The following is a 24,992-nucleotide window of genomic DNA, read 5'->3' on the forward strand; positions in this document are numbered from 1 at the left end:
AATGAATTTTTTCATGGATGGGCTGATATTGGATCTTATTTATATTAACCGATTAAAAGAAAACACATGGTTTAGTGTGCTGCCGGAAACATTCCAAAAGTTTATTCTAGAATATGGCAAGCAAATTACTTTTGAGAAAAATAGCTACGTTTTCCACGCTCAAGATGAGTTTGATGGTATTTATACCGTCCTTGAAGGCTCAATTAGCTTGGGTTATGTCGATGTAAATGGTAATGAAGCACTTTCTGCAATTGCTGAGCCGATTATGTGGTTCGGTGAAATATCTTTAATTGACCATGAACCACGTTCGCACGATGCGATTGCTTTGAAAAAAAGTACAGTTCTACATATTCCTGCAAAACCATTAAATGACTTACTCAAAGATAATCCGTATTATTGGTACTATTTTGCACGCTTAACCAGCCAAAAACTCAGGTACGTTTTTTTAGAACAGATTGCCATACAAACACGCAGTCTTTCTCAAAGACTTGCTCAACGTCTTTTATTTATTTTAGAGGGTTACGGCAATCATCTTATTGTCCAAGAAAGACAAATTCATATTTCTCAAGACCAATTAGCTAATATGCTAACCGTCTCAAGACAAACCATTAATCATGAATTAAACCTTTTAGAAAAACAAAATATTATTAAAATTTCGTTTAGAAAAATTGAGATTTTAGATATTGAAAAATTAAATTTAATTGCAAAATCGCATACTTAAAGGTGCTATATAATAAAAACTTAAAATTAAATTAAAAAATCAGATAACACTGCAAAATAAAACATTGTTCAAACTCTATTTCACAAAATAAGTATTCCAAAACAGAAATTTTCATCTTACACTCAAACTGAGCAATAATACTCAACAAGGCGCTGATTAACATGAAAAAATTATCAACAATTCTTACAGCTGGCGTATTGGCAATGTTAAGTGTTTCGGCATTTGCATGTCCAAAAGGAACTCAACTCCAAGGAGGAACTGGACCACATCATAAAGGCGGTAAATGTGTTGCTGTAAGCGGCAAGACTACTGCTCAAAAAGCAAAAAAAGAAGCTGAAAAAACAAAAACAGATGTTAAAAAAGATATGAATGAGCAGAAACATGCTGCAATGACTAGCGCAACTCACGCTAAACAAGAAGCAAATCAAGCTACTCATCAAATGAAACAAGATGCTGTAAAAACTGCGAACACTGCTAAAACCGCAACAAAACCATAATTAATATTGATTAATTTATGGATATAAAAAGGCGAGATTTAAAATCTCGCTTTTTTATATGTAGTCTCTTTATTTCGGAGATGTATTTCCTAAATTAGGATTATCAATCGCGTCCTTACATTGCTGCTTATCACGCTCATAATCAGCCTGTTTTTGAGCAACAGAATTTGCATTTTCCACAGTTTCTCTCGCCCACACATCTAAACTGGTTAAGGCTTTGCGGCAAAGCGCATATTTTCCTTCAGTGACCGAATCCGTCATTTTCACATTAATACGCCAATCCGTACTGAGCTGACGCAGTGGTTTACGAACTTTATCATTTATCTGACTAAGCTGTTTTCCATAGACTAAAGGATCAACGGTATTAATGAGTGTCCATGCTTTGTTTGCATAGGCCGTTGCATCATTGGTTAATTTCGGCGCTGGTTTAATTTCAACTTTTTTATCCGTGCTCTGATTTCCATTATCACAGCCTTGCAATATAAATACGCTCGCACTCAGGATGGCGATATAAACTAAACGAGTTTTTGACTTGAACATATCAAACTGCCGAATTAAACATTTCGGCACTATGCTATTAAATTCGGCTACAATACTCAATCTTTCAAGTTATTATAATTGGTTTACTGCCAAGGTGTCTTGTGTCAAATCAACAACAGATGGCTGCTCAAACAGCAACTTTTTGGCAGGGTGCCAAAGATAGTCAAGCCATCGTACTTACTTATTTACCGGTTTCTTTTGCCTTTGGCGTTTCTGCATCTCAATTTGGTTTTAGCCCATGGGAAGCATTTTTTCTTTCATGTTCAATGTATGCAGGTGCTAGCCAATTTTTAGTGGTGGCTCTTTTAGCAAGCGGCTCCTCTATTTGGCTAACTGCCCTAACGGTTATTGCACTTGATATTCGCCATGTACTTTATGGTCCAGCACTATATAACCTAATTCCAAATAAACTGAACTTAAAAAAGACGGCTGTTTGGGCTTGGGGCCTTACAGATGAGGTTTTTGCGAGTGGAATGATTCAGCTTTCACAGCGCAAGCAGCAATGGTCTGAATCTTGGATGTTAGGCTTAAGTCTGTTCAGCTGGATGTCTTGGGCAAGTGGTTCATTGTTAGGTGGGCTATTTGCAGATCAAGTCGCTCATCTTCCAAAGTTTTTACAAGCAGCTTTAGATTTCTTATTACCTGCTTTATTTTTAAGTTTTTTACTCGCGGCTTTTGAACGTAAACATACTTTAGTCGTCGGTGTATCCTTAATCGTTTCAGCCTTGGCCTGTTATTGGATTAACTTATCTGCTGCTATTTTTATTGGTATTTTTTCAGGCATTTTAGCGGGTCTATTTAAACATTATGTGCTGAAACAGTTTGATGAGGTTGAAGCCTAATATGAACTTAGAAATTATTTTGGTCGGCATTATTGTTGGTATTGCTAATTTTGCTTCCCGCTTCGGACCATTTTTTGTTATACAGAAACTACAAGGTACTCATCAAAAACGTGGGGCTGTCTGGATAAAAATTGCTTTAGGAAGTATTGGTATATCTGCAATTAGTGCAATGCTTGTGGTTGCCACCCTGCCCCCACTTCTTAAAAATCCAGATAAAAGTTTAGCAATGCTCATCGGCTTTCTGGTTTTAGCAGGTCTTTATTTTAAATTTAAGAAAATTGTTCCTGCGACGTTAACTGCTGCACTCGTTTATGGCTTGATCTACACTTATTTACCTTTATAAATAGATAAACTTATCAACATTATATAATATATAAATGCTAGAAGTGATTAAAAATAATGACTTCTAGCATGAAAAACTCATTTTTGAAATTTATTAAAAGATAACACCATCTAGCGATTAGAGATAAAAATGTCACAAGTTAAAATTTATGCAAATGAACAAACGATCATGCAATATCGAGAAATGCTTTCTCATGCGATTCATCAAGCGCTCATTGAAGAGTTGAAATACCCAATCGAGAAAAGATTTCAAAGGTTTATTAGCCTTAAACCAGAAAACTTTATCTATCCTTCAGATCGAAGCCAGCACTACGTTATTATTGAACTTTCAATGTTTACTGGCCGAAGCACCGAAGCCAAGAAAAGATTAATCCAAACCTTATTTCGTAATATTCAACAGTATTGCCGAATTAATCCTCAAGACATTGAAATCACAATTTTCGAAACCCCTAAAGAAAATTGGGGTATCCGTGGTCAAAACGCAGATGAATTACATTTAAATTATCAAGTTAACGTTTAAAAACGACTTACCTCATTGTCTGACAAAATTCATCTTTTTATGCGTTATAAGGCTTAACTCCACCATAAGTTCTGCTATGCTTAAAAAAATAATTTTGTCAGGATGATTCGCATGAGCGTGACACTCGGTACCCCACTTCAATCTTCTGCATTTAAAGTTTTATTGTTAGGTTCAGGAGAGCTTGGCAAAGAAGTTGTAATTTCCCTACAACGCCTTGGTGTAGAAGTACATGCAGCCGACCGTTATGATCACGCACCAGCTATGCAAGTTGCACATTTTTCTTATGTGTTAAACATGGCTGACCCTACTCAATTAAAACAGCTCATTGAAAAAGTTAAACCGAATTTAATTGTTCCAGAAATTGAAGCGATTGCGACAGAAGTTTTGCTTGAGATTGAAGCTAACCAAACAGCAACTGTCATTCCTTCTGCTAAAGCTGTAAACCTCACCATGAACCGTGAAGGTATTCGCCGACTTGCTGCTGAAGAGCTTGGTTTACCTACTTCTGCTTATCGTTTTGCTGACTCTTTAGAAAGTTTCCGCGCAGCTTGTGATGATATTGGTTATCCGAACTTTGTAAAACCAGTCATGTCATCTTCAGGTAAAGGTCAGTCTCGCGTAAAAAGTTTCGATGAAGTCGACGCGGCTTGGGAATATGCAATGCAAGGTGGTCGTGTTAACCAAGGCACTGTCATTATTGAATCTCAAATTGATTTTGATTTTGAAATTACCTTACTTACTGTTCGTGCTAAAAACCCTGAAACCGGTGAAATTGAAACTCACTACTGTGACCCAATTGGTCACCGCCAAGATGCAGGCGACTATGTAGAAAGCTGGCAACCTCAACCAATGACACCTGCTGCACTTGAAGAAGCAAAACGTATTGCAAATAAAGTGACAACAGCACTTGGTGGCTGTGGTATTTTTGGTGTAGAACTGTTTATCAAGGGTGATAAAGTTTGGTTCAGTGAAGTTTCTCCTCGTCCACACGACACAGGACTTGTAACTTTAGCGTCTCAGTATCAAAGTGAATTTGAATTACATGCACGCGCCATTTTAGGTTTACCTGTAAATACAGCACGTCACAGTGTGGCCGCAAGTGCCGTAATTTATGCTGGAGTCGATGCTAATAATTTAAGTTATAGCAATCTGAATGTAGCCTTAGCTCACCCAGATACTGACTTACGTTTATTTGGCAAACCTGAAGGTTTCAAGCGTCGCCGTATGGGTGTCGCAACGGCTCGTGCTGAAAATACTGATATTGCCCGTACTTTAGCGAAAGAAACCGCTGATCAAGTAAGCGTTCAAACAAACTCTTAATTTTTACTTATTGGTAGACCCATTTTCATGATCAATACATCGCCATTGTTGAACTATGTCTCAAGTCATCATGATATTAAAGCCATTAATCAGTGGCGAACGGATGTAGAAAAACAGTTGCAAGATTCATATGAAAATGGGCAATCTATTCGTGAAATTATTAAAGCTCGTTCAGATTTAGTTGATGAAGCACTGATCTTTTTATGGAAACATGCTGAACTTGATCAGACTGAATTGGGTCTTTTTGCTGTAGGTGGTTATGGGCGCCGTGAAATGCTGCCCTATTCCGACGTCGATATCATGATCCTATCGGAACATGAAATTAACGAAGAAAATGAAAAACGCATCTCTACTTTTATTTCTTCATTATGGGACGTTGGAAACTTTAAACCCGGCATTAGCGTTCGTACCATTCAAAGCTGTGTTGAACAAGCCGCTACCGATTTAACGGTTGCAACCACTTTAATTGAAGCGCGTTTAATAACAGGTAATACTCAACTTGCAAGATGGCCTCGCCGCATTGTTTCACAAACATGGACAGATAAAACCTTTTATGACGCAAAAATGGCAGAACAAGCCAAGCGTTACCACCAACACAACAATACTGAAAGTAATTTAGAACCTGACATTAAAAATGCACCAGGTGGTATTCGTGATATTAACCAGATTGGTTGGATTGCTAAACGCCACTTCCGTGTAAACCGTATTTATGACTTAGTACATTTAGGCTTTATTTCAGAATTTGAATTGGGTGTTTTAGAAGAAGCAGAAAGTTTTCTTTGGGAAATCCGTCACCACTTACACCGTTTAGCCAAACGTGATGAAAACCGTTTGCTTTTCGATCACCAAAGGGAAATTGCCGCTAAATTTGGATATGTGCGCCAAGAAGGCCAACCTGTAAATTATGGCGTTGAGCAATTCATGAAACGCTACTATCGTACGGCACAACAGGTTTCAACACTGAATGAAATGTTGCTGGCGTATTTTAGTGAGTCTGTCATTACTCCTCGACTCCCCAACTATGAACGCAAAATTGAAGTTGTTAACGATCACTTTAAGATTGTCGATAATAAACTTGCCGTACAGCATCATAAAATATTTGCAGAACATCCAAGTGCGATTTTAGAGTTGTTCTATATTTTAGCGAATCGACCAGATATCGAAGGTATTCGTGCTCGAACTTTGCGCTTACTTATTCTTGCAGCAAAAAGAATTAACCAAAGTTACCGTAATAACCCAGAAAACCAAGCACTGTTTATGTCGATTATTCGCTCACCGTATCGTCTATACGATACCTTAGTTGCGATGAAACGTTATGGTGTTTTAGGAAACTATATTCCTGCTTTTGGGCAAATTATGGGTCTTATGCAATATGACCTATTCCATATCTATACGGTCGATGCTCACACCTTATTACTACTACGTAATTTAAATCGTTTTAGAGAACCTGAATTTGCCAAAGAGTTCCCTGTGGTAAGCTCAGTTTTCCAACGTCTTGCCCGTCAAGATATTGTCTTTATTGCTGCATTATTCCATGACATTGCAAAAGGCCGTGGTGGTGACCACAGCGAACTTGGTGCAGAAGACGCGATTGAGTTTGGACGTGCACATGGCTTTACAGAGCGTGAATGCAAATTAATCGCATGGCTCATTCAAAATCATTTACTCATGTCTTTGACAGCTCAGAAAAAAGATATTTCCGATCCGGATGTTGTTAAAGATTTCGCTGAAAAACTTGGTGATATGGAGCATCTTGATTATCTCTATACTTTGACGGTTGCCGATATTAATGCGACAAATCCAAAACTCTGGAATACATGGCGCGCATCACTTATGCGTCAGCTTTATACCCATGCCCGTGATGTAATCCGTACTGGTTTAGGTCGTCCTGTTGACTATCAAATGCTGATTGAAGACACTAAGTTTGCAGCAAGTGAATTACTGGTAAATAACTTTGCATTAGCTGATGTCGAAAAAGTATGGCAAGAACTTGGTGATGAATACTTCATTAAAGAGTCAGCAGACGAAATTGCATGGCACACACAAGCAATTTTAAAACATGGTGATAATCCGGAGCCATTAGTCCTCTTGCGTGCCCACCGTAAAGCAGCTCAGGATGCTGTGCAAATCTTTATTTATACACGCGATCAACCTAATCTCTTTGCCACAACCGTTGCTGTTTTAGACCGAATGAACCTAGACGTTCAGGACGCAAAAATTATCACGGCAAGTACAGCATTTAGCTTAGACACTTATGTTGTACTCGATCGTTTCGGTACATTACTTACCGACCCAGAACGCGAAGAAACTGTTAAAAATGCATTAGTGAAGGCACTTAGCCAACCAGACCAATACCCTGGGCTAATGCAACGCCGTATTCCACGTCAATTACGTCACTTCGATATTGAAAATACAGTCGACGTTACATTGAATGAAGCTCTACAGCAAAACATGGTCGAAATTTCAACACTTGACCATCCTGGCCTACTTGCACGTGTAGGTGGTTTATTTATGATGCAAGGTTTAGACATCCATTCAGCCCGAATCGCAACTTTAGGTGAACGTGCCGAAGATATTTTCTTTGTCACCAAAAAAGATGGAAAACCGCTGAATAACGAAGAGGTCAAACTCTTCTCGGAAAAACTGAAAGCTGCATTAGATGAAGCATCTAATCAAATTTGTCAGCACTGAAACTCAACTACTTGGTAACTGTTTAATGAACTCTAGCTTGTCGTTATTACATCCGTATCCATTTGAAAAGTTAAACCAACTTTTTAAGGATACTACTCCTGCTAACCTTCCCTTGATTCCACTATCAATTGGTGAACCTAAGCATCCAGCACCAGAGTTTGTTAAACAGGCTATTATTGATAACTTTAATCATCTATCCACTTATCCAAACAGCAAAGGCTTACCTGAGCTTCGCCAAAGTATTGCAGAGTGGTTAACTAAGCGCTTTAAACTTAATAGTATTAGTGCTGAAAACCATATTTTGCCTGTATCTGGTACACGTGAAGGTATTTTCTCTTTTGTTCAAGCTTTGATTAACCGTGAAGATGCACCCTATGTGGTGATGCCAAATCCGTTTTATCAAATTTATGAAGGTGCTGCTTTACTCGCAGGTGCTAAGCCATACTTTATTAATTGCACAGAAGAAAATGGTTATTTAGGTGACTTTGACGCAGTACCAGCAGAGGTTTGGGAAAAGACAGCGCTTCTTTTTGTATGTACACCGGGCAACCCAACAGGTACTGTACTTTCTAAAGAGCAATTTAAAAAGCTGATTGCCCTATCTGATCAATATAATTTTGTTATTGCTTCTGATGAATGCTATTCAGAACTTTGGTTTGACCAAGCCCCTACAGGTTTATTAGAAGTTTGTGCTGAACTTGGCCGTGATGACTACAAAAACTGTATCGTCTTCCATTCACTTTCAAAACGCTCAAATTTACCGGGCATGCGTTCAGGTTTTGTAGCTGGTGATGCTGATTTGTTAAAACCATATTTGCAATACCGAACCTATCACGGTGCAGCAATGCCCGTACAACATCAGCTTGCTTCAATTGCTGCATGGAATGATGAAAATCATGTTGAAGAAAACCGTAAGCAATATCGTGCAAAATTTGACTTATTCCAATCTGAACTAGGCCATTTGCTTCCATTACAAAAACCTGATGCTGGTTTTTACTATTGGCTAAAAGTTGATAATGATGAAACTTTTGCCAAGATGCTCATGGAAAAAGCACACATTAAAGTTTTACCGGGTCGTTATTTATCTCGTGACACTGAACAAGGTAACCCAGGAGCCAACCATGTACGTATGGCTTTAGTGGCAGACTTGGCACAATGTGAAGAAGTGGTTAAACGTTTAAAAGCGATTCTGTAAGCTTCTTCTTACTTAGTTGTACAGCCTTTACTCAGGTTGTACAACTAGGCTATAAAGCTATTTATATGTAATCAAAAGCACAGCAAAAATAATAAAAGCAATACTAGAACAATAGTATAAACCTGTCGCAGAGCGCTTAATTTTGTCTAAAACCCGCCCCTGAGCAAGTAATCCAATCAGCAGAATATTCCAACCAAGAACAACTCCAACCATCCATACACTCATGAGCAGTTTTTGAATTAAGCTAAACTTATATTGTATAAGCAGCATCAAACTACTATAAAACATAATATTTTTAGGATTTAGAAGACTAGACTGCACACCTAACATTAAACTTTTAATTTTGTTTTTCTTAAGGTTGGCTTGATCACTTAAATTATTGTCTTCAGGTGAAAAAGATAAAACACTAGATCTGGCTGCCTTAAAGCAAAGAACACTCAAATAAACTAAATACGCTGCACCAAGCCATTTCAATAATGTAAGAATGCTACTGCTCAAATCTCCAAGCAGCATAAAACCAAATAAACATGCAGCTAAAATTAAAGCATTTCCGAAAGTAATGCCCAAAACAACACCATAGGTATAACGGCGCCCTTTTTGCAAAAGACTAGTGAGAATTAAAAAGAAATCCGGACCCGGTGATAACAGTGCCAAAAAATGAGTAAATGCAATAACTAAAAAAACTTCCATAACGGCTTCATCTATAAAACAGTCTGGAAAATCTTAGAAATAGAGCTAAACAATTTCTTGTAAATTATTGCGCGGCTGCGAGCTGGAACTGCCGAGGAGTTACCCCTGTATGCGCTTTGAAAGCTTTATGAAAATGGCTTTGATCACTAAAACCTAAGTTGACGGCCAGCTCTGCGAGTGAAATTCCCTGTTTAAGGAGTTCTCGAGCTTGGTTAATTTTTAAATTTATTTGAAAAGCATGGGGTGTTAGACCGACATTTGCTTTAAATAACCGTATGATCGCATAACGGCTCAGACCAATCTGCTGGGCAAGTACCTCTAAAGAAATAAAATCCTCAGAAGAGGTAATTACATTAATTAAATCTAGAAAATCTCTATATAAGTACTGCGGTTTTTGTATTTCTTCTAAAATAAAATGAGGCAATAATAAATCTATAAGACAATCAAAAAGCGCCTGTTCCTTTTCAAGAATTAGCTTTTGCGTATCAAAAAGTGTCTTATTCATTTCAGTAAAAGCTTTGTATAAAGTTTCATCTTTTATAATGATCGGCTTATGCTGTGGCAGATGCAAATCAAAACCTTGCTGTTGAAACTCTGAATATAACTGGCTTAACCAAGTCAGATCTAAATGCAACATTTGGTAACTCCAAGCCATATTTGGCTTAGGATTACAAGAATGCTCAATATGGGCGGGTACAATAACTAAAGTACCCGCGGAGATCTCTTGCGCAGTGCTAAAAGAACTTTTAAAAATACTATTCCCTTCGTCTACAGCACCAATTGAAAATGTTGGATGGCTATGAGACTTATAACATGTTCGGCTAAAACACGACCTTCGAGTTTCAACATATGGCATTCGCCGATCTTGCCAAAACTCGAAAGGTTGAGGAATAGCGTTCATTGAATCGATTAGCCCGCTAATGCTTTTTCAATATCGGCTTCCAATGCCTCTGGTTTAGTTGTAGGTGCATAACGATTTAAAACTGAACCATCTTTGCCAACCAAAAACTTGGTAAAGTTCCATTTAATACTACTACTTCCCAAAATTCCTTTTGCTTCACGTGTTAAATATCTAAAAATCACATGAGCTTCAGGCCCTTTCACATCGACTTTGGCAAACATAGGGAATTTCACCCCATAATTTCGCTGGCAGAAAGCCCCGATTTCTTTATTATTTCCTGGATCTTGCCCACCAAACTGGTTGCAGGGAAAACCTAAAACTTCCAAACCTTGATCTTTATATTTTTCATAAAGTTTTTCGAGGCCCGCAAACTGTGGAGTAAAACCACATTTACTGGCAGTATTTACAATTAATAAAACTTTACCTTTGTAATCAGCAAATTGCTTAATATCACCTTCTAACAATTCAGCTTCAAACTGATAAATGTTACTCATGGATAAGTTTCCTCGTCATTTTTTTCTTGTGTTTTAAGTTGTAATGATGCCGAGTTCACACAGTAGCGTAAACCTGTCGGCTGTGGTCCATCTTCAAAAACATGCCCAAGATGGGCTTCGCAATCATGACAAACAATTTCAGTTCTGACCATACCATGTGTTAAATCTTCATGTTCATCAATAACAGTTCCATTTACTGGGCGAAAGAAGCTTGGCCAACCGCAACCGCTATCGTATTTTGCATCTGACGAGAACAATTCCGCGCCACAACAACGACAAACATAAGTACCGTGCTGCTTAGTATTCCAGTATTGCCCCGTAAAAGCTGGTTCAGTGCCCTTTTGTCGTGTTATCCGATATTCTTCTGGTGATAACTCTCTTTGCCATTCCCGGTCTGTTTTATTAACTTTTCCCATGACATGCACCTTTTATTCTGATGTAAACATAAATTGATAATCGTATTTTATATTTACGCCATTCATCAAAAAAACACTAGTCTCTGAACGTAAAATTTGTTGGAATTTAATCATCTAAGCAATAGAAAGCAAAAAGTAAGCAAATTACAAAAACAAAAGTAAGCATATTTATGCTTTATTTTCTTTCAAGGAAGCAAAGATGGTGCTATTCTTGTTTGGCACGGTTGTATAGGACAAAACATGTCTCAGAAAAAAAGTGTGCTTTTCCAGCAACTATTACCAGTTATCAAAGAGTATCAGCAATCGGGTTTTACCCATGAAAAAATTGTTGAATTACTAAAAGATCAACATGATCTAAATTTGGTAACGGTTAAAACATTTAAAAGTTATTTATACCGATATGCAAAAGTGAACCCAGCTATGTCTAAAAATACTGCTACTCTCCAATCCATGCCAACTTCTCGGGAAATTAAGAAATCATCGAAGCTTGAGCATGTTTGCTATGACATTCGCGGACCTGTATTACGAGCCGCCAATGAAATGGAAGAGCAAGGACATAAAATCATTAAGCTAAATATCGGCAACCCTGCTCCATTTGGTTTTGAAGCACCACAAGAAATTATTAATGACGTTGCTTTAAACCTACCAAATGCAATTGGCTATGTTGACTCAAAAGGTATCTTCCCTGCACGTAAAGCGATCTGCCAGTACTACCAACAAAAAGGTATCTTAAATATGCACGTTAATGACGTGTATATCGGTAACGGCGTGTCTGAACTTATTGTAATGGCTATGCAAGGTCTACTTGATGATGGCGATGAAATGCTAATTCCAATGCCGGACTATCCGCTTTGGACAGCAGCCGTTAATCTTTCGGGTGGTACTGCTATTCACTATAAATGTGATGAAGAAAATAGTTGGTATCCAGATATTGCCGATATTGAAAGTAAAATTACTTCAAATACCCGTGGTATTGTGATTATTAACCCGAACAACCCAACTGGCTCGGTATATCCACGCCACGTGCTTGAACAAATTGTGGCTCTTGCCAAGAAATACGATTTGATTTTATTTGCTGACGAAATTTACGACAAAATTGTTTATGACGGAATTGAGCACGTTTCGGTTGCCTCTTTAGCTGGCGATCAGTTATGTATTTCGTTCAATGGTTTATCAAAAGCTTATCGTATTGCTGGTTTCCGCTCAGGTTGGATGGCAATCACAGGCGATAGAAGTCGTGCGGCAGACTATATTGAAGGCTTAGATATGTTAGCTTCTATGCGTTTATGCGCAAACGTACAAGCTCAATATGCAATTCAAACTGCGCTTGGCGGCTATCAATCCATTAATGACTTAATCCGCCCGGGTGGTCGTCTATATGAACAGCGCAATATCGCATGGGAAATGTTAAATGAAATTCCTGGGGTAAGCTGTGTAAAACCAGAAGGTGCAATGTATTGTTTCCCACGACTTGATCCTAACATTTACCCAATCGAAGACGACGAAAAGCTAATGTTAGATTTACTTCGTGCCGAAAAAGTACTTTTGGTACAAGGAACGGGATTTAACTGGCCAACACCAGATCATTTCCGGGTTGTTTTCTTACCTGCAGAAAATGAATTACGCGAAGCAATTGGTCGCTTAGGTCGTTTCTTAGCAAATCGCCGTTAAAAAATGCATAATTAAAAAAGGCATCTCAATTAGATGCCTTTTTTATTTTTATACCATTTATGCAGGTAGTTAAAAACTTAACCACTTCATTTTAAGCATACTTGAAAAACAACTTAGTATGTTGATTCAAATATGTTTTTTATAAAACAAATTCATTCTAGTCTTTTCTTAAAAAGAAAATAATATTTTTTACCATTCGATTAAATTCTTATATTTTTCCTGTATTTCTCTTCTCGCTATTATGCAAAAAATGCATGAGTTGATATTTTTTTGCATTTCACACTGCTTCAAAATCGAGCAACAATCCCTTTCCATAACAACATCACCATATTCGATTCGGTTAACACTGATGCAGATTTAGGAAGATGAAATCAGTTAACGGACCGAACTGAACTTACAAGGAAAGCTTTTCAATCATCTCTAGCCCATCTAAAAGATGATTGAACCCAAAGGATAGAGGTTCATATGAAGCAAAAGAAATTGCTCAAGTATATTGTGGTTGCTATTTTATTAGGAGTATTGACAGGTTGGATCTGTCACCACTTCTTTAATGAAGGTGAGCAACTGAAGCAAATCGCTTCTTATTTCAATATCGTCACAGATATCTTTTTACGTCTCATCAAAATGATTATTGCACCACTGGTATTTGCCACAATTGTGTCTGGCATTGTATCTATGGGTAAATCAACTTCTATTGGTAGTATCACGCTTAAGTCAATGACTTGGTTTATTACTGCGTCATTTGTATCGCTTGCAATCGGTATGGGTTTAGTCAATTTTTTTCAACCTGGCGCGGCATTAAATTTAGTATTACCAACAGCTCAAGAACTCAGTAGCGCCTCTCTCCCAGCGACTACTGGCTTTACACTACAGTCATTTTTAAGCCATGTTTTTCCACGCAGTATTGCAGAAGCCATGGCGAACAATGATATTTTACAAGTGCTTGTTTTTGCTATTTTCTTTGGTTCAGCACTCGCATATGTCAATCAGGGTAAAGAAAAAGACTCCGTTATTATTCGTCTAACAGATGAACTCAGTAAAATTATGTTCCGTATTACTGATTACGTCATGAAATTTGCACCTATAGCAGTTTTTGCAGCGATTGCTTCTGCAATTACAGTACAAGGTTTAGGATTAATTGTTGACTACGGAATTTTAATTGCAGAATTCTACTTTGGGCTTTTATTACTCTGGGTTGTTTTATTCTCGGTGGGTGCAATCGTACTGAAAAAAGATATCTTCCGTTTAGGCAAGTTAATTCGTGAGCCTGTAACCCTTGCTTTTGCTACAGCTTCTAGTGAATCAGCTTATCCTAAAGTTATGGACGCCCTAAATAAGTTCGGTGTGCCTAAAAAAGTGACGAGCTTCGTTTTACCTTTAGGTTATTCATTTAATCTTGATGGTTCAATGATGTATACCACCTTTGCGGTACTCTTTATTGCTCAGGCTTACCACATTGATTTGAGCTTTACCCAGCAAATCTTAATTTTGTTAACTCTTATGGTAACAAGTAAAGGTATTGCAGGTGTTTCGAGAGCTTCTATTGTTGTAATTTCAGCGACACTCACGATGTTCCATTTGCCTGAAGCTGGCATTTTGTTATTGCTTGGAATTGACCAATTCTTAGATATGGGCCGCACCGCTACAAATGTGGTTGGTAATAGTATTGCTACCGCAGTTGTGGCAAAACTTGAAGGTGACAAAGTTGCTGATATTGAAGAGTCGCCAGAACCTGTATTAATTAAAACAACACAAGAACAAACGATCGCTTAAGTTTCTCTTTTCTCCCACTCTCCCAACTAAAGAGCAATTTTATATGACCAATAAAATTGCTCTTTTTTTATTCTAAAATTAAACAATAAAAATTTACCGACATTTTTATATTAAATAATGAACTCAATAATAGGTTTTAGTTCCTATTAAATTTCTTAATTTTAAACCTTAAAAAAAGAATAAAAACCAAACAATCAAAATTTATATTTTTAAAAATATAGATCAAATGCTTACTTTTTAATTCAATTTATTGTTTATTATTTATATTAAATAACTGAAATTATTATTGAGTTTAACTATATGAATTTTAATATTATTTATAATTTTAACTATAACATTAAAAATCAACAATATAAAATTATCATCTGGTAAATAAAACTTTAAAACCACCTATTATTTTTTATTTTTATAATAATAAAAAAGTCATTTGTAATCTTTATATAAAAAAGTGAAAAAAGAGAGATAAATTAGAAAAACTTAATAGATTTTTTATTTTTTTCATGATATTTATTAGCGCTGAATAAGAGCAATGACTAAATGATTGTTGTTGAAACAAAATGATATTCAGGGATGCTTCTTATTCAAATAAGTTGTGAATATGTTTTACATGGTATGTATTTTGCTTAGGAAAAGCAGGCGTATTCAGCAAACTTCTACTTCGTCACTTCATAAGGATATTTTCGATGTTGACTAAAACTGTTAAATCTTTCGGTTTAGCTATGGGCTTATTGGCCTGCTCTCTCCCTCTTTACGCAAAAAACAACGTTGTTGTCGTTGCTACTGGCGGTACAATCGCTGGTGCTGGTGCAAGCTCAGCAAATAGTGCAACTTACACAGCAGCAAAAGTTCCAGTTGATGCTTTAATCAATGCAGTGCCACAAATCAAAGATTTGGCAAATGTGAGTGGTATTCAAGCATTACAGGTTGCTTCTGAAAGTATTACTGACAAGGAATTATTACAAATTGCTCGTCAAGTAAACGACCTTGTTAAAAAGCCATCTGTTAATGGTGTGGTAATTACTCACGGTACAGATACTTTAGAAGAAACAGCGTTTTTCTTAAATCTTGTTGTTCACACTGACAAGCCGATTGTTGTTGTTGGTTCTATGCGTCCTTCAACTGCACTTTCAGCAGATGGACCACTTAACCTTTATAGCGCAGTTGCTTTAGCAGCTTCTGATGAAGCAAAAAATAAAGGCGTAATGGTTCTCATGAACGACTCTATTTTTGCTGCACGTGATGTAACTAAAGGCATTAACATTCATACAAATGCTTTTGTTAGCCAATGGGGTGCTTTAGGTACATTAGTTGAAGGTAAACCATACTGGTTCAGACAGTCTGTTAAACGTTTTACAAATGCTTCAGAATTTAATATTGAAAATATTAAAGGTGATGCACTTCCACTTGTACAAATCGTTTACGGTTCAGACTCTATGCTTCCTGACGCTTATGAAGCATATGCAAAAGCTGGCGCTAAAGCGATTATCCATGCAGGTACAGGTAACGGTTCTGTTGCGAACTATATTGTTCCAACTTTACAAAAACTTCATGATAAAGACGGTATTCAAATTATCCGTTCATCACGTGTACCACAAGGTTTCGTATTACGTAATGCTGAACAACCTGACGATAAATATGGTTGGGTAGCTGCTCATGACTTAAACCCACAAAAAGCACGTCTTCTTGCAGCTTTAGCTCTTACTAAGACGAATGATGCTAAAGAAATTCAACGCATGTTCTGGCAGTACTAAATTTTTCAACCAGCCCGAATCAGTTTGGGCTGGTTCTTTTCTCCTGCTTCAAAAGACGCAACATCTTTGATCAATCCTCTACTTTCGTGTTCTCAACATTCTGTTTAAATACTAAAATCCATAACAGTTGCCAAAATATTAAGCATTTCGTTTGAACTTTGCGTGTTAAACTATGCTTCGGTCGCATTAAGGATTGGTTTATGCAGTTTGTTCATCTCGGTATTTACACAGAATTTTCGATTACAGAGTCGATTGTTCGCATACCCGACTTGGTCAAGGCTGCTGTAAAGGATGAAATGCCTGCGCTGGCACTTACCGACTTATCTAACCTTCATGCTGCTGTAAAGTTTTATAACTCTTGCCTCAAGAAAGGTATTAAGCCTATTTTGGGTAGCACAATCCGTCTTAATGATGCCCAGCATCGTGCAACTTTGCTTGCAATGAGCGATATCGGATGGAAAGGACTGACTGAAATTGTTTCGCGTGGCTTTATTGAAGGTCAGCAACTCAGTATTCCTTGTGTACAAAAAGAATGGGTTCTAGAGCAGCATCAAGATATTATTGTTTTACTTGGCCAACATAGTGATGTTGGGCAAATGCTTTGCTCATCTAATCCGCAAAAAGCAGAACCCTTACTTGAAGAATGGATCGAAAAGTTTGGCAATCGAGTTTATCTTGCTTTAACACGTACTGATCGTGCCGGTGAAGAAGATTTTATTCAAGAAGCTGCCAAGTTAGCAGCTAAATATAATATTGGGGTAGTTGCCCACAACGATGTGCACTTTGTTGAAAAAGAAGATTTCGAAGCACATGAAGCACGTGTATGTATTGCAGATGGTTATGTTTTAGCAGATGACCGACGTCCACGTTTGTATAGTCCTGAACAGCATTTCAAAACTTCAGATGAAATGATTGAGCTGTTTTCAGATATCCCGAGTGCTATTGAAAACACCTATCATATTGCTAAACGCTGTAATGTCAGCTTAAAACTCGGCACTTACTTCTTACCTGAGTACCCAATTCCTGATGGTTTTACCATCGATACCTATTTTGAGCACTTATCAAAAGAAGGTTTGGAAGAGCGTTTAAACTATCTTTACCCAGTTGAAAAACGTGGTGAAGACTGGCCTGAAATTCGTAAGCCTTATGATGAGCGAATTGATTATGAAGTTGGAATCATTCTTAAAATGGGATTCCCTGGCTACTTCCTCATCGTCATGGACTTCATTCAATGGGCAAAAAATAACGGTGTCCCTGTAGGGCCAGGCCGTGGTTCTGGTGCTGGCTCATTGGTTGCCTATAGCTTAAAAATTACCGACCTTGACCCTCTTCGTTATGACTTGCTCTTTGAACGTTTCTTAAACCCAGAACGTGTATCGATGCCCGACTTTGACGTCGATTTCTGTATCGCAGGACGTGACCGTGTTATTGACTACGTATCACGTACTTATGGGCGTGAAGCAGTTTCTCAGATTGCAACTTTCGGTACCATGGCTGCAAAAGGTGCGATTCGTGACGTTGCCCGTGTCTTAGGTAAGTCTTATGGTCTAGCTGACCGTATTTCAAAAATGGTTCCAACTAAACCACTCGGTGTAGATTTAGCAACCGCTATTGAGATGGAACCTCAGCTTAAAGATATCGTTACCAACCCTTCAAATCCAGATAATGATGATGCCAGTGAAATTTGGGAAATGGCATTAAAATTAGAAGGTATTACTCGAAATACAGGTAAACATGCCGGTGGTGTTGTTATTGCGCCAGGTAAAATTACTGACTTCTCTGCAGTACTTTGTGATGCAGACGGTACGAACCGTGTAGCTCAATACGATAAAGATGACGTAGAAGCTGCAGGTCTCGTAAAATTCGACTTCTTGGGCTTACGTAACTTAACGGTTATTGAAGATGCAATTCAAAATATTAATAAAAACCGTGGCAATGACCCTTTAAACATTTCACACGTCCCTCTTGACGACCCTAAAGCTTACTCTGTCTTTGCCGATGCAAATACAACCGCGGTATTCCAGTTTGAATCCGTCGGTATGAAGCGAATGCTTAAAGAAGCACGTCCAAGTAAATTCGAAGAAATTATTGCGTTCGTGTCTTTGTATCGTCCGGGCCCGATGGACCTGATTCCTGACTTTATTCACCGTATGCATGGTGGAGATTTTGAATATCTTCATCCATTGCTGGAAGGCGTATTAGAGCCAACCTACGGGATTATGGTTTACCAAGAACAGGTAATGCAAACTGCACAGATTTGTGCGGGTTATACACTCGGTGGCGCTGACTTACTTCGCCGTGCAATGGGTAAAAAGAAACCTGAAGAAATGGTGAAACAACGCCAAATCTTCCTTGAAGGTGCTGGACAAAAAGGCATTGACGAAAGCACAGCCAACCATATCTTTGACTATATGGAAAAGTTCGCAGGCTATGGTTTCAACAAATCTCACGCAGCTGCTTATGCCCTTGTTGCATACCATACAGCATGGTTAAAAGCTCATTATCCTGCCGAATTTATGGCAGCGGTAATGTCATCGGAAATGCAGAACACTGACAGTGTCGTATTTTTGATTGATGACTGTCGAAATAACGGACTTGAGGTCTTACCTCCGTCAGTTAACATGTCAACTTATCATTTCCATGCCAGTGATGATAAAACCATCGTTTATGGTTTAGGTGCAATTAAAGGTGTTGGTGAACAGGCAATGCAGTCTGTTATTGACTCACGTCGTCAACAAGGGCCTTATACTGACCTATTCGACTTCTGCCACCGTATTGATTTGAAAAAAATCAATAAACGAACTTTAGAAGCACTTATCCGTGCTGGTGCGCTTGATTGTTTAGGTATTGAACGTTCAAGTTTAATGGCTCAATTGCCTGAAGCCGTACAAGCAGCTGAACAGGCACGTAGTAACCGTGAAAGCGGTATTATGGATTTATTTGGTGAAGTTGAAGAAGTTCAACGTAAACCAGCTAAACCTGTTAAGCCATGGAGTGATGAGGTTCGTCTTAAAGGCGAAAAAGATACACTTGGTTTGTATTTAACGGGTCACCCAATTGATGTGTACCGCCAAGAACTCAAAGCCTTTATTCCTGCAAAACTTAATGAAATTACCGCAACTCGCCGCGGTGTAACGACAGTTTATGCAGGACTCGTCCTTGACGTAGCGAATTTCCCGAACCGTGTTGTTATCGTACTTGATGACGGAACGGCACGTATTGAAGTCAGCTGTAACCACGAACGTTTCCAGCGCTTTAAAGATATTATTCAAGTTGAGCGTGTAGTTGTCTTTGAAGGCGAGATTTATGAGCGTGAAGGCTTTGATCGTCCAATGGGACGTCTGAACAAAGCATTTAGCTTAAATGAAATCAGACAAAAACGTGCCAATAGTATTCAAATCAAATTAACTAATGATTTAATGCAACCAAGTTTGGCAAAAGATCTACAAAATATCTTATTGCCTTATTGTAATGTTGATATGCATCAGCATATTGCAATACATTTACAGATTGACCAATCCTATGCTCAGGCTGAGCTTCAGCTTGGGCCGCAGTGGAAAGTCGCACCTTTAGATGAACTACTTGCCAAACTAAGAGATTACTTTGGTAAAGATAATATTCATATTGAATATCAGGTAAAATCTAAGGCAGCTAAAGCAGCAGAACCTGTTCGTCCACAACCTGTTGCCTCACCTCCTGTGGACATGACTATTGATGATGCGTTGGATTCATACCAAAGCGAAGTTTCTCAATATTCGTAATTTCTGGAAATCTTATGAGTTTGTTTGACGACACCGCCGTGTCAAAACAATTAGCACAAGTGCGTATTGTCATGGTCAATACCACTTTACCAGCTAATATTGGCAGTGCTTTACGCGCAATGAAAACAATGGGCTTGAGTAAGTTAGTTCTGGTTTCACCAAAAACCTATCCACATCCAGATATTCAGGCGCTTGCTGCTGGTGCACAAGATTTATTAGAACAAGTTGAAATTGTTGAAACACTCGAAGACGCCATTAAAGACTGTCATTTAGTTTTTGGAACGAGTGCGCGAAGTCGTACTATTCCATGGCCTTTGCTTGACGTGCGCCCTGCTTCAAAAGAAGCAATTAAGGCAGCTTCACAAGGTCAACAGATTGCGATCGTTTTTGGACGTGAAGACCGCGGTTTAACCAATGAAGAGTTGGCATTAGCAAACTATCACCTTACTATTCCTGTAAACTCAGACTATGGTGTACTTAACGTTGCTCAAGCGATTCAAGTCGTATGTTATGAACTTCGCATGTCGGTATTAGAGCAAAAAGAATCAGTTTCTGATGATGGGCAAATGCCACTTGCTCAAGGTCAAAGCATGCAGTGGGATGAGCCTTTAGTCACTCAGCAGCAAATGGAAGAGTTCTATCCTCATTTGGAAAAAATGCTCACTGAAATTGAATTTTTAGATCCAGAAAATCCACGTTTATTACCTTTACGCTTGCGTCGTTTATTTGGTCGTATACAATTAGATCGTATGGAATATCATTTACTTCGCGGTATTTTTAGTCGTGTTCAAGCCCTCACAAGCGGCAAATGGAAAAAAGCATCATCGGACAAGGAGGATCAATCCAATGCTTAAACAGCTTAAAGAAGATATACAGGCTGTATTCGCGCGAGATCCTGCTGCACGAAATACACTCGAAGTACTTACCACTTACCCAGGTATACACGCTTTACTTTTGCATAGACTTGCACACGAATTGTGGAAAAAAGATTGCAAAGGTACTGCCCGTTTTGTTTCGTCATTTAGCCGTTTTGCAACCGGTATTGAAATTCATCCCGGTGCTAAAATCGGCAAACGCTTCTTTATCGATCATGGTATGGGTGTTGTGATTGGTGAAACTGCTGAAATTGGTGACGATGTAACGCTATACCACGGTGTTACCTTAGGTGGTACGACTTGGAATAAAGGTAAGCGTCACCCAACTTTAGAAGATGGTGTAGTTGTAGGTGCCGGTGCGAAAATATTAGGACCGTTTACAGTTGGTAAAGGTGCTAAAGTCGGTTCAAATGCAGTGGTGACAAAAGCGGTACCCGCTGGTGTAACAGCAGTTGGAAACCCTGCTCGCTATATTTATAAAGATGCCGACAAAACTAAAGATAAAGATGAAGAGCGCCGCCGTGATTATGCGCAGAGTATTGGTTTTGCTCCGTATGCGACTACTGCTGATCAATCTGACCCAATTTTAGAAGGAATGCGAGTTTTACTTGACCGTATTCAGCACAATGAAACGCGTATGAATAATTTGTGCCAACGCTTATCCGAACTTGACCCCACTTTCAAAAAAGAAAGCCAAGATGAACAGCCTTTTAGTGATGAAGAGCTAAAAATTCTTGAAGAAGTTCGTCGTGAATGCGGTGCACAAAACAAGACATCAAAAACGTAATATTCTTGATTCATAATGTAACACGCTTACCCTTGCATGTGGGTTTAGCTTTTCCTAGACTTAGCTGTACCAAATCTGACTTTACTAAAATGAACGGAAGATCCTATGAATTTTAAGCCATTGGCGTATTTAATCCTTGCAACTTCTAGTTTAACAGCGTGTACAATGGCACCTGTAAAAGAACAAAAAATCGAACCTTTTGTTTTCAAGGAACCAGAGCTTACTCCTCCATTTTATGCGTTAAATCCATTTAATTATGATGCTCCACCTGCCTTTGAAGTTGCTTTAAAAGATGCCGCAGCACAGCCTGTAACTAAAATGGTAGTCACTCGTCAGGACGATCCAACTAAATCGCTTACATTAGATACAAATAAACTGATTGTACCTACCATCAATAATTCACAACGTTCGATGAAGTATGCAGTTTTAGCTGGCGATAATGAAATTGACGTGACTGAAATTGATGACTTCTTACAGCTTGTTGAAGGTAAAGCTCGTCACTACCCGCCTCGCTTTACTGATCGCCAAGAACGTAAAGGTTTTGAGAGCAAACTCAAAGAAGTAACTCAGCGTTTAGATACTTTAGCCGCTAATCCAAATGCTTCATTTGATATTTTAATTCGAGCATTTAAAGCAAGTGTACTTGCTCGTAACCTTGATTTAGGTACTGCCCATACCACTAGATCTTTAGAATATGCACAAAGACTTTTAAAAATTAGCCCAGATGATCCAGAAACTAATTTCTGGTTTGGTTTTGGTTTGTCTGAAGGTGGTGGTCAACGTGAAGCTATTCCATACTTAGACAAAGCCATTAAAGGTGATGTTCAAGAAGCATATTTAGCTGCTGCAAACAACTATATTGCAATGGAACAAAAGAAAAACGCGATTCAGACCTTAAAAAACTACAAGGTTAAATATCCTGACGAAGCTGAAGTTGCAGATCGTTTGATTCAAGAAATTGAAAAACAAGGTCGTTGGAATGTATGGCAAGTTTTAACAAACCCTGCTATGGCACCAGCTACTCCAACTGCACCAGCAAAAAAATAAGAGTATAAACTTACTAAAAAGGGCTGATTTGACAGCCCTTTTTTATATTTGATCAATTGAAAAATACTTTAAAATTTGTATGATCTGCATATTACTGATCCACATATTTGACCATAATGTTTGTTAGAAAAAGAAACTCAGCGCTCTTCACGGTCATACTCCTCGGTTCAATTCTGAGTGGATGTCAGGTGGTAAATGTTAAGCAACAGGCCCTCAACGTCACTATTGCAAACGAACGTAATAGTATTCTTACCCAAGATAAATTGAGTGAAGCAAGTCTTAACGTTTTGTCTATGTCAGGACAAGAAGCCAAAACTTGTACAGATTCCCCTGATACCTGTGTTAATCAGCTTAAAAATCTTCCACAAATTTTAGATGAACAGCTTTTATCTGCCGCGAGTGAAATGTATCTGGCAAAAGCGATGGCTTTATCAGATTCTTCCGAGTGTAAAATTAGTCGGTTCACTAAGCACAAAGCCTCTGATGAACAAAAAGCAATTCAGAACAAATATGACGATTGCTTAGACCAACAATTGAGCTTACTCGATAAGAGCATTCGTTATAGTTATGCCTACTTATTTTCAACAAAACGTCAGCCGACCGATCGTATTTTTGATAATAGGCAAGTTCAAATACGGGACTTTTATAATCAAGCCATTGCTAAAATGGTGAGTATTTATGATCTAAGATACCCTAAAAAAAATGTGGTAGAACCACAAATCCATATTGGTAAGAGTGTCTACTCAATTGACTTTGAGTTTCATAGACAGTTAACTGGTCAAAAGTTAGAAAAATTAATTTCAAGTTATAACTTAAATTTCTCTGGTTTAAGAACAATCAACCGTCGTGATGGTTTCGGTTCCGAATTTGTGGCTGTTTTCCCAAGTTCAGAAAAAGAAGATATTAATGAATACATTTTAGATCCCCTCAATTACAGCTATAAAAATGGTGTGAATCCGAATATTCACCATGCACGTTATTTAGCAGCAACTATTGTTGCCGAACCTAAAAAAGCCAAAACTGTTGAAGAAATTATTAATGATCCAGAATTTGTAATTCGGGTTTATGATCCTTATCGAACAGATAATATTAATGTCGCTGGTAAGCAATACCCTTTAGCTGCCAACTTCTCGGCTCCTTATGGTTTATGGTTAGCTGAAAATAACTTAGGTGTAGCCGCTTATTTAAGCCTGATTGATCGTGATCAGCATTTAACCATGCCGCATCTATATATGCTCGAACCTTATAATCCAAACAAAAAAATTATTGTGTTGGTACATGGTTTGGCAAGTAGCCCCGAGGCATGGATTGCTCTTACTAACGATGTGATGGGCGATACAGTTTTAAGAGATAACTATCAGGTTTGGCAAGTTTTCTACTCGACCAATATGCCAATCTTAGAAAGTCGATTCCAAATTTATGCACTATTAAAACAAGCGTTCGGTTCGTTAAACCCAAGTGACCCTGCTGCACATGATGCCGTGCTTGTGGGACATAGTATGGGAGGTATTATTAGCCGTTTACTGGTCAGTGATGGTGATATTACTCAACCAGCTTTGAAGCTAATGACTGTACGTCAACAGAACCGCTTCAAAAAACATCCTATGGTGACTGAACGATTGCAAATGCATTCAATTGCTAACTTTGATCGCGCAATTTTCTTAGCATCACCTCACAGAGGTACAGATTATGCAGATCGATGGTTTACTTTAGCTGCTCGTAAAATTATTCGTTTGCCGGGAGCTTTTTTATCTGCTGTAGCGACATCACTAACCACTGAAAACCTAGATGTTAAAGATTTCTTGAATAACATTGATAATGGTCTGATTCAAAATGGACCAAGTGACTTAAGCCATCAATCTAAGTTTATGGAACTCACTGAAAATATTAATCCACACCAAGGCTTAGTCTTCCATTCAATTATGGGTAACATTACTAAAAGCGATGATCCAAATGTCATTACCGATGGTATTGTTCCTTATAAGAGCGCTCACTTAGATGGTGCAAAGTCTGAGAAAGTACTTCCGGGTGGACACTCTATTCAGTTAACACCTCAAGCTGTACTAGAGCTACGCCGTATTTTACGAGAGCATTTAGTTGAACATGGTTTGTATAAACCATAAAAAATAAAAAAGAGCCAAAGGTGATCCTTTGGCTC

At 38.2% G+C, this 24,992-nt stretch carries 21 protein-coding genes; 16 read left to right on the top strand and 5 right to left on the bottom strand.

The features are described from left to right. The first annotated feature begins 13 nt into the window (after positions 1-13). Positions 14-721 (top strand): Crp/Fnr family transcriptional regulator, encoded by a 708-nt coding sequence (locus J671_RS16925; protein ID WP_004887577.1) that lies wholly within the window; start codon positions 14-16, stop codon positions 719-721. Positions 722-882: 161 nt separating this feature from the next. Further along, positions 883-1,218 carry a hypothetical protein gene (locus J671_RS16930; protein WP_002050113.1) on the top strand — a complete coding sequence of 112 codons (336 nt, stop codon included), beginning with the start codon at positions 883-885 and terminating at the stop codon, positions 1,216-1,218. Between the two features lie 69 nt (positions 1,219-1,287). On the opposite strand, the gene J671_RS16935 is transcribed toward J671_RS16930, so the two are convergent. Then, positions 1,288-1,758 carry a hypothetical protein gene (locus J671_RS16935; RefSeq protein ID WP_002050258.1) on the bottom strand — a complete coding sequence of 157 codons (471 nt, stop codon included), beginning with the start codon at positions 1,756-1,758 and terminating at the stop codon, positions 1,288-1,290. 119 nt (positions 1,759-1,877) lie between these two features. Between J671_RS16935 and J671_RS16940 the strand changes: the two genes are divergently transcribed. From J671_RS16940 to dapC, 6 genes are all read left to right on the top strand, one after another. Continuing rightward, positions 1,878-2,600 (top strand): AzlC family ABC transporter permease, encoded by a 723-nt coding sequence (locus tag J671_RS16940; RefSeq protein WP_023188365.1) that lies wholly within the window; start codon positions 1,878-1,880, stop codon positions 2,598-2,600. Between the two features lies 1 nt (position 2,601). Then, positions 2,602-2,943: an L-valine transporter subunit YgaH gene (gene ygaH, locus J671_RS16945; protein ID WP_004709233.1), complete on the top strand. Its 342-nt coding sequence runs from the start codon at positions 2,602-2,604 to the stop codon at positions 2,941-2,943. Positions 2,944-3,072: 129 nt separating this feature from the next. Beyond that, complete coding sequence (locus J671_RS16950; protein ID WP_004709235.1) at positions 3,073-3,462, top strand: tautomerase family protein; 390 nt, start codon at positions 3,073-3,075, stop codon at positions 3,460-3,462. Positions 3,463-3,564: 102 nt separating this feature from the next. After that, positions 3,565-4,782, top strand: coding sequence for a formate-dependent phosphoribosylglycinamide formyltransferase (gene purT / locus J671_RS16955; RefSeq protein ID WP_079377083.1), 1,218 nt, complete (start codon positions 3,565-3,567; stop codon positions 4,780-4,782). Between the two features lie 27 nt (positions 4,783-4,809). Beyond that, entirely contained in the window at positions 4,810-7,473 is a 2,664-nt protein-coding gene (gene glnD, locus J671_RS16960) for a [protein-PII] uridylyltransferase (RefSeq protein ID WP_004709237.1), read from the top strand. A gap of 25 nt (positions 7,474-7,498) precedes the next feature. Next, positions 7,499-8,668: a succinyldiaminopimelate transaminase gene (gene dapC, locus J671_RS16965; RefSeq protein WP_006580992.1), complete on the top strand. Its 1,170-nt coding sequence runs from the start codon at positions 7,499-7,501 to the stop codon at positions 8,666-8,668. A gap of 57 nt (positions 8,669-8,725) precedes the next feature. Here dapC and J671_RS16970 read toward each other — a convergent pair whose 3' ends face one another. The 4 genes from J671_RS16970 to msrB all read right to left on the bottom strand — a co-directional run bounded on the left by J671_RS16970 (position 8,726) and on the right by msrB (position 11,169). Further along, positions 8,726-9,358, bottom strand: a complete 633-nt coding sequence (locus tag J671_RS16970) for a LysE family translocator (RefSeq protein ID WP_004887582.1) — start codon at positions 9,356-9,358, stop codon at positions 8,726-8,728. Between the two features lie 64 nt (positions 9,359-9,422). Continuing rightward, positions 9,423-10,268: an AraC family transcriptional regulator gene (locus J671_RS16975; RefSeq protein WP_025466842.1), complete on the bottom strand. Its 846-nt coding sequence runs from the start codon at positions 10,266-10,268 to the stop codon at positions 9,423-9,425. Then, positions 10,268-10,753 (bottom strand): glutathione peroxidase, encoded by a 486-nt coding sequence (locus J671_RS16980; RefSeq protein ID WP_002050111.1) that lies wholly within the window; start codon positions 10,751-10,753, stop codon positions 10,268-10,270. Before J671_RS16980 ends, J671_RS16975 begins: the two co-directional genes overlap by 1 nt. Beyond that, positions 10,750-11,169: a peptide-methionine (R)-S-oxide reductase MsrB gene (msrB, locus tag J671_RS16985; protein WP_002050224.1), complete on the bottom strand. Its 420-nt coding sequence runs from the start codon at positions 11,167-11,169 to the stop codon at positions 10,750-10,752. The genes J671_RS16980 and msrB overlap by 4 nt, the downstream gene beginning before the upstream one ends. 240 nt (positions 11,170-11,409) lie before the next feature. On the opposite strand from msrB, the gene J671_RS16990 reads away from it, so the two are divergent. The 8 genes from J671_RS16990 (at position 11,410) to J671_RS17025 (ending at position 24,957) form a co-directional block, all read left to right on the top strand. Further along, complete coding sequence (locus J671_RS16990) at positions 11,410-12,840, top strand: pyridoxal phosphate-dependent aminotransferase (RefSeq protein WP_004709244.1); 1,431 nt, start codon at positions 11,410-11,412, stop codon at positions 12,838-12,840. Between the two features lie 465 nt (positions 12,841-13,305). Next, positions 13,306-14,613, top strand: a complete 1,308-nt coding sequence (locus J671_RS16995) for a dicarboxylate/amino acid:cation symporter (RefSeq protein WP_002049955.1) — start codon at positions 13,306-13,308, stop codon at positions 14,611-14,613. 683 nt (positions 14,614-15,296) lie between these two features. Then, positions 15,297-16,364 carry a type II asparaginase gene (locus J671_RS17000; RefSeq protein ID WP_002050061.1) on the top strand — a complete coding sequence of 356 codons (1,068 nt, stop codon included), beginning with the start codon at positions 15,297-15,299 and terminating at the stop codon, positions 16,362-16,364. Positions 16,365-16,564: 200 nt separating this feature from the next. Then, positions 16,565-20,125 (top strand): DNA polymerase III subunit alpha, encoded by a 3,561-nt coding sequence (gene dnaE / locus J671_RS17005; protein WP_004887588.1) that lies wholly within the window; start codon positions 16,565-16,567, stop codon positions 20,123-20,125. Positions 20,126-20,139: 14 nt separating this feature from the next. After that, positions 20,140-20,979 (top strand): RNA methyltransferase, encoded by an 840-nt coding sequence (locus tag J671_RS17010; RefSeq protein ID WP_004887591.1) that lies wholly within the window; start codon positions 20,140-20,142, stop codon positions 20,977-20,979. Next, complete coding sequence (cysE, locus tag J671_RS17015) at positions 20,972-21,787, top strand: serine O-acetyltransferase (protein WP_000917698.1); 816 nt, start codon at positions 20,972-20,974, stop codon at positions 21,785-21,787. The genes J671_RS17010 and cysE overlap by 8 nt, the downstream gene beginning before the upstream one ends. 105 nt (positions 21,788-21,892) lie before the next feature. Further along, positions 21,893-22,834, top strand: a complete 942-nt coding sequence (locus J671_RS17020) for an ABUW_2363 family tetratricopeptide repeat lipoprotein (RefSeq protein ID WP_004709249.1) — start codon at positions 21,893-21,895, stop codon at positions 22,832-22,834. 116 nt (positions 22,835-22,950) lie between these two features. Further along, positions 22,951-24,957: an esterase/lipase family protein gene (locus J671_RS17025; RefSeq protein WP_029769059.1), complete on the top strand. Its 2,007-nt coding sequence runs from the start codon at positions 22,951-22,953 to the stop codon at positions 24,955-24,957. Positions 24,958-24,992: the final 35 nt, after the last annotated feature.

The organism is Acinetobacter sp. 1130196 (genome assembly GCF_000588095.1).
GTDB lineage: Bacteria > Pseudomonadota > Gammaproteobacteria > Pseudomonadales > Moraxellaceae > Acinetobacter > Acinetobacter nosocomialis.

What these genes read in the sequence shown, in the direction of transcription:
- J671_RS16925 (WP_004887577.1), top strand. Translation starts at nt 14, where the DNA reads ATGGATGGGCTGATATTGGATCTTATTTATATTAACCGATTAAAAGAA.
- J671_RS16930 (WP_002050113.1), top strand. Translation starts at nt 883, where the DNA reads ATGAAAAAATTATCAACAATTCTTACAGCTGGCGTATTGGCAATGTTA.
- J671_RS16935 (WP_002050258.1), bottom strand. Translation starts at nt 1,758, where the DNA reads ATGTTCAAGTCAAAAACTCGTTTAGTTTATATCGCCATCCTGAGTGCG.
- J671_RS16940 (WP_023188365.1), top strand. Translation starts at nt 1,878, where the DNA reads ATGGCTGCTCAAACAGCAACTTTTTGGCAGGGTGCCAAAGATAGTCAA.
- ygaH (WP_004709233.1), top strand. Translation starts at nt 2,602, where the DNA reads ATGAACTTAGAAATTATTTTGGTCGGCATTATTGTTGGTATTGCTAAT.
- J671_RS16950 (WP_004709235.1), top strand. Translation starts at nt 3,073, where the DNA reads ATGTCACAAGTTAAAATTTATGCAAATGAACAAACGATCATGCAATAT.
- purT (WP_079377083.1), top strand. Translation starts at nt 3,565, where the DNA reads ATGATTCGCATGAGCGTGACACTCGGTACCCCACTTCAATCTTCTGCA.
- glnD (WP_004709237.1), top strand. Translation starts at nt 4,810, where the DNA reads ATGATCAATACATCGCCATTGTTGAACTATGTCTCAAGTCATCATGAT.
- dapC (WP_006580992.1), top strand. Translation starts at nt 7,499, where the DNA reads ATGAACTCTAGCTTGTCGTTATTACATCCGTATCCATTTGAAAAGTTA.
- J671_RS16970 (WP_004887582.1), bottom strand. Translation starts at nt 9,358, where the DNA reads ATGGAAGTTTTTTTAGTTATTGCATTTACTCATTTTTTGGCACTGTTA.
- J671_RS16980 (WP_002050111.1), bottom strand. Translation starts at nt 10,753, where the DNA reads ATGAGTAACATTTATCAGTTTGAAGCTGAATTGTTAGAAGGTGATATT.
- msrB (WP_002050224.1), bottom strand. Translation starts at nt 11,169, where the DNA reads ATGGGAAAAGTTAATAAAACAGACCGGGAATGGCAAAGAGAGTTATCA.
- J671_RS16990 (WP_004709244.1), top strand. Translation starts at nt 11,410, where the DNA reads ATGTCTCAGAAAAAAAGTGTGCTTTTCCAGCAACTATTACCAGTTATC.
- J671_RS16995 (WP_002049955.1), top strand. Translation starts at nt 13,306, where the DNA reads ATGAAGCAAAAGAAATTGCTCAAGTATATTGTGGTTGCTATTTTATTA.
- J671_RS17000 (WP_002050061.1), top strand. Translation starts at nt 15,297, where the DNA reads ATGTTGACTAAAACTGTTAAATCTTTCGGTTTAGCTATGGGCTTATTG.
- dnaE (WP_004887588.1), top strand. Translation starts at nt 16,565, where the DNA reads ATGCAGTTTGTTCATCTCGGTATTTACACAGAATTTTCGATTACAGAG.
- J671_RS17010 (WP_004887591.1), top strand. Translation starts at nt 20,140, where the DNA reads ATGAGTTTGTTTGACGACACCGCCGTGTCAAAACAATTAGCACAAGTG.
- cysE (WP_000917698.1), top strand. Translation starts at nt 20,972, where the DNA reads ATGCTTAAACAGCTTAAAGAAGATATACAGGCTGTATTCGCGCGAGAT.
- J671_RS17020 (WP_004709249.1), top strand. Translation starts at nt 21,893, where the DNA reads ATGAATTTTAAGCCATTGGCGTATTTAATCCTTGCAACTTCTAGTTTA.
- J671_RS17025 (WP_029769059.1), top strand. Translation starts at nt 22,951, where the DNA reads ATGTTTGTTAGAAAAAGAAACTCAGCGCTCTTCACGGTCATACTCCTC.